Origin of the sequence: Caballeronia catudaia (genome assembly GCF_001544755.2) — a bacterium.
Classification (GTDB): Bacteria; Pseudomonadota; Gammaproteobacteria; order Burkholderiales; family Burkholderiaceae; genus Caballeronia; species Caballeronia catudaia.
On sequence record NZ_FCOF02000028.1, the window covers coordinates 14,463 to 28,640 of the forward strand.

At 64.4% G+C, this 14,178-nt stretch carries 16 protein-coding genes; 10 read left to right on the forward strand and 6 right to left on the reverse strand.

Annotated features, from left to right (window positions below; genetic code table 11):
• Positions 1–8: 8 nt before the first annotated feature.
• The 6 genes from glnQ to phnF form a co-directional block, all read right to left on the reverse strand.
• Positions 9–758, reverse strand: a complete 750-nt coding sequence (gene glnQ, locus AWB75_RS24685) for a glutamine ABC transporter ATP-binding protein GlnQ (protein WP_061126669.1) — start codon at positions 756–758, stop codon at positions 9–11.
• Positions 755–1,411, reverse strand: coding sequence for a glutamine ABC transporter permease GlnP (gene glnP, locus AWB75_RS24690; protein ID WP_061126670.1), 657 nt, complete (start codon positions 1,409–1,411; stop codon positions 755–757). Before glnP ends, glnQ begins: the two co-directional genes overlap by 4 nt.
• Before the next feature lie 31 nt (positions 1,412–1,442).
• Positions 1,443–2,189 carry a glutamine ABC transporter substrate-binding protein GlnH gene (gene glnH / locus AWB75_RS24695; protein ID WP_061126720.1) on the reverse strand — a complete coding sequence of 249 codons (747 nt, stop codon included), beginning with the start codon at positions 2,187–2,189 and terminating at the stop codon, positions 1,443–1,445.
• A 164-nt stretch (positions 2,190–2,353) separates the two neighbouring features.
• Entirely contained in the window at positions 2,354–2,914 is a 561-nt protein-coding gene (gene phnN / locus AWB75_RS24700) for a phosphonate metabolism protein/1,5-bisphosphokinase (PRPP-forming) PhnN (protein WP_061126671.1), read from the reverse strand.
• A complete protein-coding gene (locus AWB75_RS24705) occupies positions 2,911–3,618 on the reverse strand; it encodes a DUF1045 domain-containing protein (protein WP_061126672.1) in 708 nt (235 codons plus the stop codon). Before AWB75_RS24705 ends, phnN begins: the two co-directional genes overlap by 4 nt.
• On the reverse strand, positions 3,615–4,370 hold the full coding sequence (gene phnF, locus AWB75_RS24710; protein ID WP_061126673.1) for a phosphonate metabolism transcriptional regulator PhnF: 756 nt from the start codon (positions 4,368–4,370) through the stop codon (positions 3,615–3,617). The genes AWB75_RS24705 and phnF overlap by 4 nt, the downstream gene beginning before the upstream one ends.
• A 163-nt stretch (positions 4,371–4,533) precedes the next feature.
• Between phnF and phnG the strand changes: the two genes are divergently transcribed.
• From phnG to AWB75_RS24760, 10 genes are all read left to right on the forward strand, one after another.
• Positions 4,534–5,013 carry a phosphonate C-P lyase system protein PhnG gene (phnG, locus tag AWB75_RS24715; protein WP_061126674.1) on the forward strand — a complete coding sequence of 160 codons (480 nt, stop codon included), beginning with the start codon at positions 4,534–4,536 and terminating at the stop codon, positions 5,011–5,013.
• Positions 5,010–5,633, forward strand: coding sequence for a phosphonate C-P lyase system protein PhnH (gene phnH / locus AWB75_RS24720; protein ID WP_061126675.1), 624 nt, complete (start codon positions 5,010–5,012; stop codon positions 5,631–5,633). Before phnG ends, phnH begins: the two co-directional genes overlap by 4 nt.
• The gene (locus AWB75_RS24725; RefSeq protein ID WP_061126676.1) at positions 5,633–6,733 is read left to right on the forward strand and encodes a carbon-phosphorus lyase complex subunit PhnI; all 1,101 of its coding nucleotides are present in this window, start codon (positions 5,633–5,635) and stop codon (positions 6,731–6,733) included. The genes phnH and AWB75_RS24725 overlap by 1 nt, the downstream gene beginning before the upstream one ends.
• Positions 6,730–7,581: an alpha-D-ribose 1-methylphosphonate 5-phosphate C-P-lyase PhnJ gene (locus AWB75_RS24730; protein ID WP_061126677.1), complete on the forward strand. Its 852-nt coding sequence runs from the start codon at positions 6,730–6,732 to the stop codon at positions 7,579–7,581. Before AWB75_RS24725 ends, AWB75_RS24730 begins: the two co-directional genes overlap by 4 nt.
• On the forward strand, positions 7,578–8,348 hold the full coding sequence (phnK, locus tag AWB75_RS24735) for a phosphonate C-P lyase system protein PhnK (RefSeq protein ID WP_061126678.1): 771 nt from the start codon (positions 7,578–7,580) through the stop codon (positions 8,346–8,348). The genes AWB75_RS24730 and phnK overlap by 4 nt, the downstream gene beginning before the upstream one ends.
• Before the next feature lie 7 nt (positions 8,349–8,355).
• Entirely contained in the window at positions 8,356–9,129 is a 774-nt protein-coding gene (phnL, locus tag AWB75_RS24740; RefSeq protein WP_061126721.1) for a phosphonate C-P lyase system protein PhnL, read from the forward strand.
• Positions 9,123–10,256, forward strand: coding sequence for an alpha-D-ribose 1-methylphosphonate 5-triphosphate diphosphatase (locus AWB75_RS24745; RefSeq protein WP_061126679.1), 1,134 nt, complete (start codon positions 9,123–9,125; stop codon positions 10,254–10,256). The genes phnL and AWB75_RS24745 overlap by 7 nt, the downstream gene beginning before the upstream one ends.
• A gap of 180 nt (positions 10,257–10,436) precedes the next feature.
• Positions 10,437–11,801, forward strand: a complete 1,365-nt coding sequence (locus AWB75_RS24750; RefSeq protein ID WP_061126680.1) for an MFS transporter — start codon at positions 10,437–10,439, stop codon at positions 11,799–11,801.
• A gap of 394 nt (positions 11,802–12,195) precedes the next feature.
• A complete protein-coding gene (locus AWB75_RS24755; RefSeq protein ID WP_061126681.1) occupies positions 12,196–13,734 on the forward strand; it encodes a methyl-accepting chemotaxis protein in 1,539 nt (512 codons plus the stop codon).
• Positions 13,735–13,883: 149 nt separating this feature from the next.
• The gene (locus AWB75_RS24760) at positions 13,884–14,165 is read left to right on the forward strand and encodes a hypothetical protein (RefSeq protein WP_061126682.1); all 282 of its coding nucleotides are present in this window, start codon (positions 13,884–13,886) and stop codon (positions 14,163–14,165) included.
• Positions 14,166–14,178: the final 13 nt, after the last annotated feature.

Here is a 14,178-nt window from a genome sequence, read left to right on the forward strand (position 1 = left end):
CGCTAAAGTTATTCGACGTGTTGCAGGAAATCGCGCAGACGCTGATTAGGCGGATTATCGAGCAATTCGGCGGGCGGCCCGTCGACGGTGATATGCCCATGCTCCATGAAGATCAGCCGCGTGCCGACCTTGCGCGCGAACGCCATCTCGTGCGTGACCACGACCATCGTCATGCCTTCTTCCGCGAGCGCCTGCATCACGCGCAACACTTCCTGACGCAACTCGGGATCGAGCGCGGACGTGGGCTCGTCGAAGAGCATGAGCTTGGGTTTCACCGCGAGCGCCCGCGCAATCGCGACGCGCTGCTGCTGCCCGCCCGACAACTCGCTCGCATAGTGCCCGACGCGCTCGCCGAGCCCGACCTTCGTCAGCAGATCGCGCGCGAGCGACTCGGCATCCGGCTTGCTCATGCCGCGCACCTGGCGCGGGCCGAACGCGACGTTCTCGATCGCCGTCATCTGCGGAAAAAGGTTGAACTGCTGAAACACCATGCCCGCTTCCTGGCGGATCTCGCGCACCTTCTTTGCGCCGCCGAGCACGCTGATGCCATCGACGACGAGATCGCCGCCATCGATCTGCTCCAGCGCGTTGATGCAGCGCAGAAGCGTCGACTTGCCCGAGCCGGACGGTCCGATCAGCACGACGACTTCGCCCGCGCCGATGTTCAGATCGACTTCATCGAGCACGACCGTCTTGCCGAAGCGCTTGGTCACGCCCTTGAACTGCACCATGTGGCCGTTGTGGTTTGTCGTGTTCATAGGATGCGCATCCGCCGTTCCATCGTGCGCAGGCCGAAGGTCAGCGCGCCGATCATGCAGAGATAGATGAGTGCGACGGCCGTCCAGATTTCCACCGCGCGAAAGTTCGACGCCATGATCTCCTGACCCTGGCGCGTCAGCTCGCCCACGCCGATCACGATGAAGAGCGACGTGTCCTTCAGGCTCACGATGAACTGATTGCCGAGCGCGGGCGTCATGCGCCGCAACGCGACCGGGCCGACGACGAACGCGAGCACGCGCCAGCCCGGCATGCCGAGGGCGAGGCCCGCTTCCTTGAGACCGCGCGGCACCGACAGAAACGCGCCGCGCACGATCTCCGCGATATACGCGCCCGAGTTGATGATGATCGACACGATGGCCGCGCTCATCGCATCGACGCGCACATGCAGCAGCAAGGGCAGCGCGAAGTAAATGAACATGACCTGCACGACGATCGGCGTGCCGCGCACGAACTCGATATACGTGAACGCGATCTTCTGGCACAGCGTGTTGCCGTATGCGCGCATCAGGCCGAACAGCAAGCCGACGGCCATGCCGCCCGCCAGCCCCGCAATGGTGATCAGCACCGTGAGACGCGCGCCGTGCATGAGCGCGGGCACGGCGTCGACGATGACCGACAGATCGAACTGCATCGTTATTCTCCGTATGGGTATCGGGCGCGTGTCAGGACTTCGCCGGCTCGACGCCGAACCACTTCCTGTAGATCGCCGCATAGCGACCGTCGGCCTTGATCTTCACCAGCTCGGCGTTGACCTTCGCGACGAGCGGGCTGCCCTTCGGAAACGCGATGCCGTATTGCTGCGCCATCATCTGCGGGCCGACGGCCTTCACGCGCGACTTGCCCGCGGTGTGGATGTAGTAGAGGACGTTCGGCGTGTCATGCATCGCGGCGTCGACGCGGCCCGTCGCGAGTTCGAGATACGCGTTGTCGATGTTCGGGAACGCGCGCAGATCCGTGTTCTTGAAGTTGGCCTTCGCGTAATCGGCGGACGATGTGCCGGTCTTGACCGCGAGCGACTTGCCCTTCAGGTCGTCCGGTCCCTTGATCGCGCTGTCGACCGGCACCATCAGGGTGAAGCCGCTGTCGTAGTAGCCGTCGGAGAAGTCGATCACTTTCTTGCGCTCTTCCTTGATCGTGATGCCCGCGAGCGCGACATCGACGTTATGCGTCTGCAGCGCGGGCAGAATCCCGCTGAAGTCCATCGGTTGCAGCTTGTAGTCGATCTTCAGATCCTTCGCGATCTCCTTCCACAAATCGATGTCGAAGCCGACGTATTCATTGCTCTGCTTGAATTCGAACGGCACGAAGGCGGTGTCGCACGCGACGAGCAGCGTCTCGGCGCGCGCCGCGCCGCTGACGAGGGAAAGCGCGGCGACGGCGGCCACGGCGAATTGTGCGGCGAGTTTCATGATCGACCCCTTGTCGAAGTGGTTGCAAACCGATTTGCCCGTTTCAATCGAGCGCAAATCTATTTGCGAAGTGTCTGCGAACGAAAATCCACTTGCAACTGAGGGTATACGCGGATAAGAAGCCGAAGCCGCGCCACCGTGAGGCGCGCGGTGGCAGAAAAGACTTAGACGCGGCCCGCGAACGCGAGCAAGTCGAGGAATTGCGTGCCGGCGTCGGCGAGCATGCCGGAGTTGTCGATCTTCACGACATGCGCATGCGGGGGCAGTTCGAACGCCGGGCGGCGCGCGAGACGGGCTTCGATCTGGCGGGCGCTCTCGCGTCCGCGTCGCGCGAGACGCGCGGCGAGCACCGAAGGCGCTGCATCGATATGCACGAAGCGCGCATCCGGATAACGCTCGAGCGCCAGTTCCGCGTGCTGCCGCGAGCCGTTCACAACGACCGGCATGCCGCGCGCGAGCCACGCATCCAGCTCGATGCCGATGCCGTAGCGCAGTCCGAGGCTTTCCCAATGCATGGCGAAGAGGCCATACGAGAGCCGCGACGCGAATTCGTCATGCGAGAGCGCGATGTGGTTCTCGCCATCCGCGACCGCACGCGTGATGTAGCGGTGCGCGAACATCACGTGCGCGCCCACGCGTTCGCGCGCGAAGCCGAGCAGCGAGTCCTTGCCCGCGCCCGATGGTCCCATCACGTAGATCAGCCTGGCGCTGTCGACTCGGGTCATGCCGCGGCATCCTGCGCGTTGTTGAACGGAAGGCGCTGCCATAGCGTGAACGGTGCGCCCGGCTCCGGCTCGATGAAGAGCGCCGCGCCATGCATCGGCAAGGGGCCGAGCGTATCAATGCGGCGCGTCCATTCCGACATGATCGATGCGCGCGCGTTCGCGTCGTCGAGCGAATCGGAGAGCGTCATGTGGAAGCGATATTCGTCGAGAACATAGGGATAGCCCCATTCACGCACGAGCGCAGTCTGCCGCGGGCTCAAGCCATCTGCGATGCGCTTTTCGATGCTCTCCCGCGATGGCGCCGCACGCAGCGGGCAGAGCAACTGCAATGCGCTGCCGGCGAGCGTGCGCATCCATTCGTCGTCGTACGCATGCTCAGGACGCAGCGCGACGAAGCGGCCCAGCTCGGCGGCTTTCACGGGCATCTCGAAGCGCGGCACCGAGCTTGCCCAGATGCGCGCGCAGGCGAGCACATCTTCGAGTTCGATGCCCGCCGCGAGGTGAAACGGCGCGACGAGCGTCGCATGCCAGCCGTAGCGGCGCGGCGCATGCGTGAGTTCATGCGCGGAAGTGGCGGTTTCGAGCCCGTTCTCGGGATCGCGGCCGAGCCATTCGCAGCCTTCGCGCCACCATGCGGAAGCGGCGGGCGGCGCGTAAAAGAGCGCGACGCGCGGATTGCCGGTATTCATATGCGACGCCTTCATAGATCGTGTTCCACCATCAGTTGCACGCGGTCCGCCGCGAAATGCGTGATGCCGTATTTGATCGGCACGCCGGTCTCATCGACATCGACGTTCTCGACCCACAGCACCGGCTGCTGGCGATTGATCTGCAAGCGCCGCGCCACATCCGACGAAGGCAACACGCTGCCGATGCGGCTCCATTTGCGCGTGTAATCCTTCACGCCGAAGGTTTCGAGCGCGGCGCTCACGCCGCCGGACGCTTCGATCGCCGCGGGCAGTTCGTTGAAGCGCGCGGCCGGATACCAGTTGCGCGCATAAGTCATCGGAACGCCGTCGGAATCGTGGCGCGTTTCGATCTGATAGACGAGCGTGCCGGCGCGTACGCCGAGCGCCTTCGCGACGGTCGGATCGGCCTTCACGCGCTCGGACGTCAGCACGACGCCCGCCGACGTATGCTTTTGCCGGCGCAAGTTCTCGGTGAAGCGCGTGCGCCGCCCGATCTGATAGTCGATCGCGCCGGGCTGCACGAACGTGCCGCGCCCCTGCTCGACGCTCACGAGGCCGGTCGCCGCGAGCCGCAGCATCGCGCGGCGCACGGTATGGCGATTCACGTCGAAACGTTTGGCGAGCTCCGCCTCGCTCGGCAGGCGTCCTTCCTCGCCGAAGCTCTTCGCGGTGATCTCGGCGGCGAGAATCTGCTCGATCTGCCGCCAGACCGCGACCCCTGCGCCGCGCTCGACCGCATGAGGCGCCGCATTTTCGTTCGATGTCATTGCGCTGTCATTCCTGTCGGTTGGAATATCGTTCTCCCGGATTGTAGTGCGCAACTCGTGATGGAAATGTGAAAGATCCACCACATGACCAAACGTCTAGACGACTAGATAAGACAACGAGTAGCATAACGACGGCCGGATCCTTCCAGACATAGGGAAAGCGATGAGTACTTCAATGGAGCCGCACGCGCAGGATCGCCGCGCATGGATGGCGGTGCTCGCCCGCACGCCGCGCGATGCGCTGCAACGGGCGCTGGATGCCGCGCTCGACGGCGAGCGCTTGCCCGCCTACGAATGGCTGCGTGCGCCGGATATCGGGCTCGCGATGGTGCGCGCTCGCATCGGCGGCACGGGCGATGTGTTCAATCTCGGCGAAACGACCGTCACGCGCGCCACGCTGCGATTGCGTACCGATGACGGCAGCGCGCCGGTCGGCGTCGCGGTGCACATGGGCCGCGACAAGGAGCGCGCGACGCTCGCCGCGCTCGCCGATGCGCTGCTGCAGATGCCGCGCTATGCAGAGAGATTGCAGGCGCGATTGATCGAACCGCTTGCCGCGCGTATCGCCGATGAACGGCAGCGCAAGCAAGCCGAAGCCGCTTCAACCAAGGTCGAATTCTTCACGATGGTGAGAGGCGAATGATGCAGATCGACACGACCACGCTCGTGCCCGGCTTCAACGATACGGTGCACGACGCGCAGCGCGTGTTCCGCGCGCTGCTCGACGCGCTGTCGCGCCCGGGCGGCATCGTCGCGATCGATGCCGCGCTGCCGGATAACCACGCAATGCGCGACGCGCTCGCGGGCCGCGTGCCGCTCGCGGCGTTCGCGTCGCTGCTGGCGATCACGGATTATTCGACGCCCGTGCATATCGAACGTGAAGACAAGGTGCTCGGCGACGCGCTGCGCTTTCATGCGAGCGCGCCGTTGACGAACGATCGCCGCGAGGCCGCGTTCGCCTATATCGACGATGCGCGCACCATGCCTGCGCTCGATGCGTTCTCGCATGGCGAGCCCGAGTCGCCCGAAGATGCGGCGACGTTATTTATCCGCGTGCCGTCGCTGACCGAAGGCGAGCCGCTCGTGTGGCGCGGACCTGGCATCGCTGAATCGCGCACGGTGGCTATCGCGGGATTGACGCGTGAATTCTGGCATCAGCGCGCGGCGCTGACCGCGCTCTTTCCGTGCGGCATCGATTGCTACTTCGTGACGGGCGGCGCGCTCGTCGGTCTGCCACGCACGACGCATGTGGAGGTGAACTGATGTATGTCGCGGTCAAGGGTGGCGAACGCGCCATCGAACGGTCATGGGAGGTGCTCGCAAAAAAGCGCCGCGGCGATGTCTCGGTGCCCGAGTTGTCCGTCGCGCAGATTCGCGAGCAAATGCGCCTTGCCGTCGCGCGCGTGATGACCGAAGGCTCCGTCTACGACGAAGACCTCGCCGCGCTCGCGATCAAGCAGGCCGCGGGCGATCTCGTCGAAGCGATCTTTCTGCTGCGCGCATACCGCACGACGCTGCCGCGCTTCGGCTACACGCTGCCGATCGAGACGGAAGCGATGTGCGTCGAGCGTCGTATTTCGGCGGCGTTCAAGGACATTCCCGGCGGGCAGATGCTGGGCGGCACGTACGACTACACGCAACGTCTGCTGGATTTCACGCTGCTCGCAGAAGGCGGACACGCTCGTGATGCGGTTATCGAAGAGAAGAAGGCGGAAGCGGACGCGATGCCGCGCGTGCTCTCCATGCTCGACAAGGAAGGCTTGATCGAGCAGGAACGCGCACATGAAAATGCGCCGGAGCCGGGCGATTTGTCGCGCGAGCCGCTGTCGTTTCCCGTTGACCGATCGACGCGTTTGCAAAACCTCGCGCGCGGCGACGAAGGCTTTCTGCTCGCGGTCGGTTATGCAACGCAGCGCGGTTATGCGCATAGCCATCCGTTCGCGGGCGAGATTCGTCATGGTGAAGTGGCGGTGGAAATGCATATCGATGAACTGGGCTTCGCGGTCGAGATCGGCGAAATCGACGTCACCGAATGTCAGATGATCAATCAGTTCGCGGGCAGCGGTGACGTGCCGCCGACGTTCACGCAAGGGTATGGCCTCGCCTTCGGCCATTCGGAACGCAAGGCGATGGCGATGGCGCTGGTCGATCGCGCATTGCGTGCGGAAGAACTGGGTGAAACCGTTGGCTCGCCCACGCAGGACCCGGAGTTCGTGCTGTATCACAGCGATAACGTGGAAGCATCCGGTTTCGTGCAGCATTTGAAGCTGCCGCATTACGTGGACTTCCAGTCGGAACTGGAATTCCTGCGCCGCTTGCGCGCGGCGCATGGCGCGGAGAGCGACGAGGAGAACGCGGCATGAACGCACTCACCGAAGGTTATAACTTCGCGTATCTAGACGAGCAGACCAAGCGCATGATCCGCCGCGCGCTGCTCAAGGCCGTGGCGGTGCCGGGCTATCAGGTGCCGTTCGCATCGCGTGAAATGCCGCTACCGTATGGATGGGGCACGGGCGGCTTGCAGGTGACGTCGGCGATCATCGGCGAGCGCGATACGCTGAAGGTCATCGATCAAGGCTCCGATGAAACCACGAACGCGGTGAATATCCGGCGCTTCTTCGCGCGCACCGCGGGCGTGGCGACCACCACGCGCACGGCCGACGCGACCATCGTGCAGACGCGTCACCGCATTCCCGAGACGCCGTTGACCGATCAACAAATCATCGTCTATCAGGTGCCGATGCCCGAGCCTTTGTTCCGGCTCGAACCGCGCGTGACGGAGTGCAGGAAGCTCCACGCGCTCGCGGACTACGGCCTCATCAACGTGAAATACTATGAGGATATCGTGCAGCACGGCAGCATCGCGACGACTTACGATTATCCGGTGATGGTGAACGAGCGTTATCTCACGTCGCCGTCGCCGATCCCGAAGTTCGATAACCCGAAGATGCACATGAATCCCGCATTGCAGTTATTCGGCGCGGGACGCGAACGGCGCATCTACGCCATTCCGCCTTATACGAAAGTGAAGAGCCTGGACTTCGAGGATCATCCCTTCAGCGTGCAGAAGTGGGATCATGCGTGCGCGCTGTGCGGCTCGCGCGATAGCTTTCTCGACGAGATGATCGTCGACGATCAGGGCAAGCGCATGTTCGTCTGTTCCGACAGCGACTACTGTCACAGCCGCCGCGACGACGAGGTGACGCAATGAACGCGCTGCTCAAGGCGACGCGCCTCACGAAGCGTTATGACGGACGCGGCGGCTGCGTCGATGTCGATCTCGATGTGTATCCGGGCGAAGTGCTGTGCATCGTCGGTGAATCGGGATCGGGCAAATCGACCTTGCTGAATGCGCTCGCGTTGCGCGGCGAGATCGACGGCGGCGCGCTCGCGTACACGACACGCGAAGGCGAAGCGCTCGATCTTCTGGCGCTCGCGGAGCCGAAGAAACGTCTTTTGTCGCGCACCGAATGGGGCTTCGTGCATCAGAACGCGCGCGATGGTCTGCGGCGCAACGTATCGGCTGGCGCGAACATCGGCGAGCCGTTGATGGCGATCGGCGCGCGTCACTATGGACGTCTGCGCGATACTGCCGCGGACTGGATGAGCCGAGTAGAGCTCGATGCCGCGCGCATCGACGAATTGCCTTCGGCGTTTTCGGGCGGCATGCAACAACGCCTGCAGATCGCGCGTAATCTGGTCACGGGTCCGCGGCTCGTGTTCATGGACGAGCCCACCGCCGGCCTCGATGTTTCCGTGCAGGCGCGTCTGCTCGATCTCTTGCGCACGCTGACGAGCAAGCTGCATCTCGCCGCGGTGATCGTCACGCACGATATCGGCGTGGCGCGTCTGCTCGCGCATCGGCTGATGGTGATGAAGGACGGGCGCGTCGTCGAAAGCGGACTCACGGACCAGGTGCTCGACGATCCGCAACATCCTTATACGCAGACGCTCGTCGCGTCCGTGCTGCCGGTTTGAGGTGACGATGACATTCGGTAATCAATTCGTCGCGAATGATGCGCTGATGCTGAGCGCGCGCGATATCGAAAAAACCTTCACGCTGCATCAGCAGGGCGGGGCGCGCATCGCGGCGCTGTCGGGCGTATCGCTCGATGTGGAGCGCGGCGAATGCGTCGTGCTCGCGGGCGCATCGGGCGCGGGCAAGAGCACGTTTTTGCGCTGCATGTACGGCAACTATCTCGCGACGCGCGGCAGTATCGCCATTCGCGACGACAACAACGCTTCACGTCATACCGTGCTGACCGAAGCCGCGCCGCATGACATCATCCGCCTGCGCAAGACGACGATGGGCTATGTGAGCCAGTTCCTGCGCGCGATTCCGCGTGTGTCGTCGCTCGATCTCGTCGCCGAGCCGCTCGTGTCGCGCGGCGTGAACGACGACGAAGCGCATGAACGCGCAAGCGCGCTGCTCGAACGCCTCAACGTGCCGCGCCGTTTGTGGACGCTCGCGCCCGCGACGTTCTCGGGCGGCGAGCAACAGCGCGTGAACATCGCGCGCGGGCTGATCGCGGCGCATCCGCTTCTGTTGCTCGATGAACCCACCGCGTCGCTCGATGCAGAGAATCGCGACGTGGTCGCCGACCTGATCGTCGAGGCGCGCGAGAAGGGCGCGGCGATCGTCGGCATCTTTCACGACGAGGACACGCGCACGCGCGTCGCGACGCGCATCGTGCGGCTCGCGAGCGCCGCGGTACAGGACGCCGTTCAAACCGATTCCGGAGTGTTGCAGACATGCTGATCAAGAATGCGCGCATCGTGACGCGCGACGAAGACTTCGTGGGCACGGTGCGGGTCCAGGACGGACGCATCGCGGAGATCGCGCCGGGCCATACCGCCGCGCGCGAGGCCGAGGACTGGGACGGCGACTATCTGTTGCCGGGCTTCGTCGAACTGCATACGGACAACATCGAGAAGCATCTCGCGCCGCGTCCGGGCGTGCTGTGGAATCACGAAGCGGCGATCATCGTTCACGACGCGCAAGTGGCGGCGGCGGGCATCACGACCGTGTTCGATGCACTGGGCGTCGGTTCGCGTCCCGAAGACGGCGTGCGTGGCCGCGAGTTGCAGATTTCCTGCGCCGGGTCGATCGGCAAGTTCGTCGAACGCGGTCTGCTGCGCGCGGATCACTTCCTGCATCTGCGTTGCGAAGTGGGCACGACGGATGTCGTCGAAGTGTTCGATTCGTTGTCGACGCATCCGCTTTTCAAGCTCGCTTCGGTGATGGATCACACGCCGGGGCAGCGCCAATGGCAGGATCACGAGAAGTGGCGCAAGTATCAGGAGCGTCACGGCAAGTGGAGCGACGAGCACGCGAACAGGATCCTCGCCGAACTCGCCGAGCATCAGCAGCGTTATGCGGCGAAGCATCGCGCGGATATCGTCGGGCGTTGCAAGAGCCTGAACATCTCGCTCGCGAGTCACGACGACACACTCGTCGAGCACGTCGAAGAAGCGGCGCGCGACGGCATCGCGCTGGCCGAATTCCCGACGACGCTCGAAGCCGCCCGCGCCGCGCGCGATCACGGCATCGCGACGATCATGGGCGCGCCCAACGTCGTGCGCGGCGGCTCGCATTCGGGCAACGTGTCGGCGCTGGAACTGGCGAACGAAGGGCTGCTCGATATCCTGTCGTCGGACTATGTGCCTTCGAGCCTGCTGATCGCGGTGTTCGATCTCGTCGGCAAGGCGGGCTGGTCGCTGCCGCGCGCGGTCGCCACGGTTTCGTGGGCGCCGGCGCATGCGGCGGGCCTCTTGGACCGCGGCGCCATCGCGACCGGCCTGCGCGCGGATTTCGTGCGCGTCGCGGCGATCGACAACGTGCAGGTGCCGCGCGAAACCTGGCGCGCCGGACGCCGCGTGGCCTGACGTTCACCCTTCATTTCCTTCGCTCTGTCACACGCGGGTAAGCCCGCGTTGACGAAGCGCAAGTTTTTTCAGTACCCTCAGCGCGAGTTCGCTATGTGAATCGCTGTTCGTCCAGCGAACATTTTGGGTCCAAGGTGCGCGTTTTTCCAGTTGCGCACCCATCATCGAAGAGGGAATGAAGTGAGTAGAAGTCCTGCCGTGAACGTACAGACGTTCATCAACGAGCATCCGTTCTCGCCGTTTCAGTGGCTCATCTTCGGGATGTGCTTTGTCATCGTCCTGCTGGATGGTTTCGACACCGCCGCGATCGGCTTCATTGCGCCATCGCTCGTGACCGAATGGGGTATCAGCCGTCCGGCGCTCGCGCCGGTGCTGAGCGCGGCGCTCTTCGGCCTCGCCGCGGGCGCGCTGCTGTCCGGGCCGCTGTCGGACCGGCTCGGCCGCCGCGCGATGCTGCTTTCGTCGGTGCTGATCTTCGGCGTCGCGTGTCTCGCGTCGGCGTTTTCGGCCGACATCACGCAACTGACGGCGCTGCGCTTCGTTACGGGCATCGGCCTCGGCGCCGCCATGCCGAACGCCGTCACGATGATGAGCGAGTTTTGCCCCGACAACCGCCGCGCGACGCTCATCAATCTGATGTTCTGCGGCTTTCCGCTGGGCGCTGCATTCGGCGGCTTTCTCGCGGCCTGGATGATTCCGCATTTCGGCTGGCGCAGCGTGCTGATGCTGGGCGGCATCGCGCCGCTCGCGCTGTCGGTGCTGCTCATCGCGACGCTGCCGGAATCGGTGCGCTACATGGTGGCGAAGGCGAAGCCCGTCGAGAAGATTCGTGCGACGCTCGCGCGCATTTCGTCCGACGCGATGCAGGCCGGTTCGTTCTTCATGACCGAAGCCGCGCCCGCGGCGGCAGGGCAGAGCGGCATGGGCGTGGTGCTGTCGCGCTCGTACATCGTCGGCTCGGTCATGCTGTGGCTCACGTATTTCATGGGCCTCGTGATCTTCTATGCGTCGATCAACTGGATGCCGATCCTGCTCAGGGAATCGGGCCTGCCGCCGCAAAAGGCGACGCTGATTTCCGCGCTGTTCCCGCTGGGCGGCGTCGGCGCGGTGCTGTGCGGCGTGCTGATGGACAAGTTCAACGCGAACCGCATCATCGCGGCGTGCTATGCCCTGACCGCCGTGAGCGTGTATCTGATCGGCCAGGCGGCGGGCAACGTGGGCATGCTGGTGCTCGTCGTGTTCCTCGCGGGCGTGCTGATGAACACCGCGCAATCGTCGATGCCCGCGCTCGCCGCGGCGTTCTATCCGACGCAAGGGCGCGGCACGGGCGTCGCGTGGATGCTGGGCATCGGGCGCTTCGGCGGCATCGCGGGGTCGTTCCTCGTCGCCGAACTGACGCGCCAGCACGTCAGCTTCGGCGGCATCTTCGCGACGATCGCGGTCGCGGGGATCATCGCGGCGGTCGCGCTGCTGATCAAGCAGGCCGCGCATCCGCAGACAGCCATGACGAGCGACCTGAAGTCGACGGAGCCGGTCGGGCATTGATTCGACGGGTCCGGTAGGGCTCGGGCGCCCCGCATGACTGTGGTCACGCGGGGCGCTTTTTCTTTGGTTTGCGCGGCGGCGTGGCCTCGAAATACGCCGGATTCAGCTAGGACCTCTTCGCCGGTACGCCCATCTACAAGCCTGCCGGGTTGACGACCGCGCGCGTCACGTTCGGCTTCCAGTCGATGGCGTGTTTCTGAGGATGGCGACGGCCGGCGTCGCCGCGCCTAAAGATCCCGCACCTAAAGATCCCGCACCCTTTGCCGTTAAATTGCACGCTGCTTTCGAAATCGTGGCCGCGTCGCATTTCCGCGCGCAAATGTAAAACGCCTCACGATCGAAAAGCCGCACGACGAGCGCCGCCCGGCGCTTCCAATGGCAATTCGACCCGATCGTGAAAAAACTCTCTTTCAAAACCAAGCTCATGAGCATCGTGGGCTTCGTATGGCTCAGCCTGATTCTTCTGTGCACGCTCAACGCGATCTCCACGAAACAAGCGCTGATGAAAAATCGTCAGGACGGACTTGCCGAGCAGGTTCAGTCGGCGACGAGCGTCGTCAGGTTCTACGTGAAGCAGGCGCAAAGCGGCGCGCTGCCCGAGGATGAAGCGAAGAAGCTCGCCGTCGCCAGCGTGCGCGCGATCCGCTACGGCACGAGCGGTTATATCGGCATCCTCGATTCGAAGATGTTCCAGGTCCTGAACCCCGTGCGTCCCGACACGGAAAACAAGATCAACGATTTCGTCGACAGCACCGGCAAGCATTTCACCGGCGAGATCGTCAAGCACGGCCTCGACGGGTCGCACATCACGACGTACTTCTATCCGAAGCCGGGCGAACAGGAGCCGCTGCCCAAGATCACTTACGGCGACTACGTGCGCGAATGGGACTGGCATGTCTACTCGGGCGCCTATGTCGACGATATCGACGCGGCCTTTCGCGCGACCGTGCTGAAGTCGCTGCTGCTCATCGGCGCGATCGGCGCGGCGCTGACGCTCGCGATGACGCTCATCATCCGCGGCGTGCTGAAAAGCATCGGCGGCGATCCGCAGGATGTGGCGATCGTCTGCCAGCGCATCGCGGCGGGCGACCTCGCGCAACCCGTGCAAGTGAAGCACGGCGACGATTCGAGCCTCATGCACTCGATGCACACGATGCAGTCGCGTCTCACGCAGACCATCGCGCAGATCAAGCTCGTCGCGGACGGCATCACGGCGGCTTCACGCGAGATCGCGGACGGTCATCACGATCTCTCGTCGCGCACCGAAGAGCAGGCGGCTTCGCTCGCGCAAACGGCGTCGAGCATGGAAGAACTCACGTCGACCGTGCGCCTCAATTCCGATAACGCGGGTCAGGCGACCCAGCTCGCGGCGAGCGCGTCGTCGACGGTGGAAAGCGGCAGCGGCGTCGTGCTCGGCGTCGTCGCGACGATGGACAAGATCGCGGGCAGCTCGGAGAAGATCGTCGACATCATCGGGGTCATCGAAGGCATCGCGTTTCAGACCAACATCCTCGCGTTGAACGCAGCCGTCGAAGCGGCGCGCGCGGGCGAGCATGGCCGCGGCTTCGCGGTGGTCGCATCGGAAGTGCGCGCGCTCGCGCAGCGCTGCGCCGCCGCCGCGAAGGACGTGAAAACGCTCATCGACGAATCGGTGACGAACGTAACCGCTGGGCAAGATCTCGCGCAGCAATCCGGCGACACGATGCAGCAGATCCTCACGTCCGTCACGCGCGTTTCCGACATCATGAACGAGATTTCGTCGGCGTCGTCGCAGCAGACGCAGGGCATCGAGCAGGTCGGCGTCGCGATCACGCAGATGGACGCCGTCACCCAGCAGAACGCCGCGCTCGTCGAGCAGGCGACGGCTGCTGCTTCCGCGCTCGCGGTGCAGGCGGAAGAGTTGAAGCAGGCGGTCGCGGTGTTCAAAACCTGAAGACTTTCATCGGAGAGCCCGGCGTTTGCGAATCGTCAGAGCGTGGCATAACGCGTGCTGGGTCGTATCGTGCCTTGACTTGCGACCCGGCCGCCGCGCTATCCGGCGGCCAGCAGGCAATTTGCAAACCGCCAACAGGAGCTTCCGACATGAAACGTATCGCCCTCCCCGCCGCTGCCGGTGCTTTCGCGCTCGTCTGTGCGTCCGCTTTCGCGCAGGACAATCCGCCGAGCTCGAACACCGGCCTGCAGGCCGGCGACAACGCACAAACGACGCAGCCCGCGCATGCGAAATCGCACGCGAACAAGTCGACGCATTCGAAGCAGATGCACAAGAGCCCGATGAACGCGGGCCCGTCCACGCAACCTGGCGGCACCGCGACGCCGAGCGGCCCCGGCGCGCCGGTCAGCGCGAGCGGCTCGGGCCAGTAACGCGCTGACGACA

Coding starts and splice junctions, on each gene's coding strand:
- glnQ (WP_061126669.1), bottom strand. CDS start 758: ATGAACACGACAAACCACAACGGCCACATGGTGCAGTTCAAGGGCGTG.
- glnP (WP_061126670.1), bottom strand. CDS start 1,411: ATGCAGTTCGATCTGTCGGTCATCGTCGACGCCGTGCCCGCGCTCATG.
- glnH (WP_061126720.1), bottom strand. CDS start 2,189: ATGAAACTCGCCGCACAATTCGCCGTGGCCGCCGTCGCCGCGCTTTCC.
- phnN (WP_061126671.1), bottom strand. CDS start 2,914: ATGACCCGAGTCGACAGCGCCAGGCTGATCTACGTGATGGGACCATCG.
- AWB75_RS24705 (WP_061126672.1), bottom strand. CDS start 3,618: ATGAAGGCGTCGCATATGAATACCGGCAATCCGCGCGTCGCGCTCTTT.
- phnF (WP_061126673.1), bottom strand. CDS start 4,370: ATGACATCGAACGAAAATGCGGCGCCTCATGCGGTCGAGCGCGGCGCA.
- phnG (WP_061126674.1), top strand. CDS start 4,534: ATGAGTACTTCAATGGAGCCGCACGCGCAGGATCGCCGCGCATGGATG.
- phnH (WP_061126675.1), top strand. CDS start 5,010: ATGATGCAGATCGACACGACCACGCTCGTGCCCGGCTTCAACGATACG.
- AWB75_RS24725 (WP_061126676.1), top strand. CDS start 5,633: ATGTATGTCGCGGTCAAGGGTGGCGAACGCGCCATCGAACGGTCATGG.
- AWB75_RS24730 (WP_061126677.1), top strand. CDS start 6,730: ATGAACGCACTCACCGAAGGTTATAACTTCGCGTATCTAGACGAGCAG.
- phnK (WP_061126678.1), top strand. CDS start 7,578: ATGAACGCGCTGCTCAAGGCGACGCGCCTCACGAAGCGTTATGACGGA.
- phnL (WP_061126721.1), top strand. CDS start 8,356: ATGACATTCGGTAATCAATTCGTCGCGAATGATGCGCTGATGCTGAGC.
- AWB75_RS24745 (WP_061126679.1), top strand. CDS start 9,123: ATGCTGATCAAGAATGCGCGCATCGTGACGCGCGACGAAGACTTCGTG.
- AWB75_RS24760 (WP_061126682.1), top strand. CDS start 13,884: ATGAAACGTATCGCCCTCCCCGCCGCTGCCGGTGCTTTCGCGCTCGTC.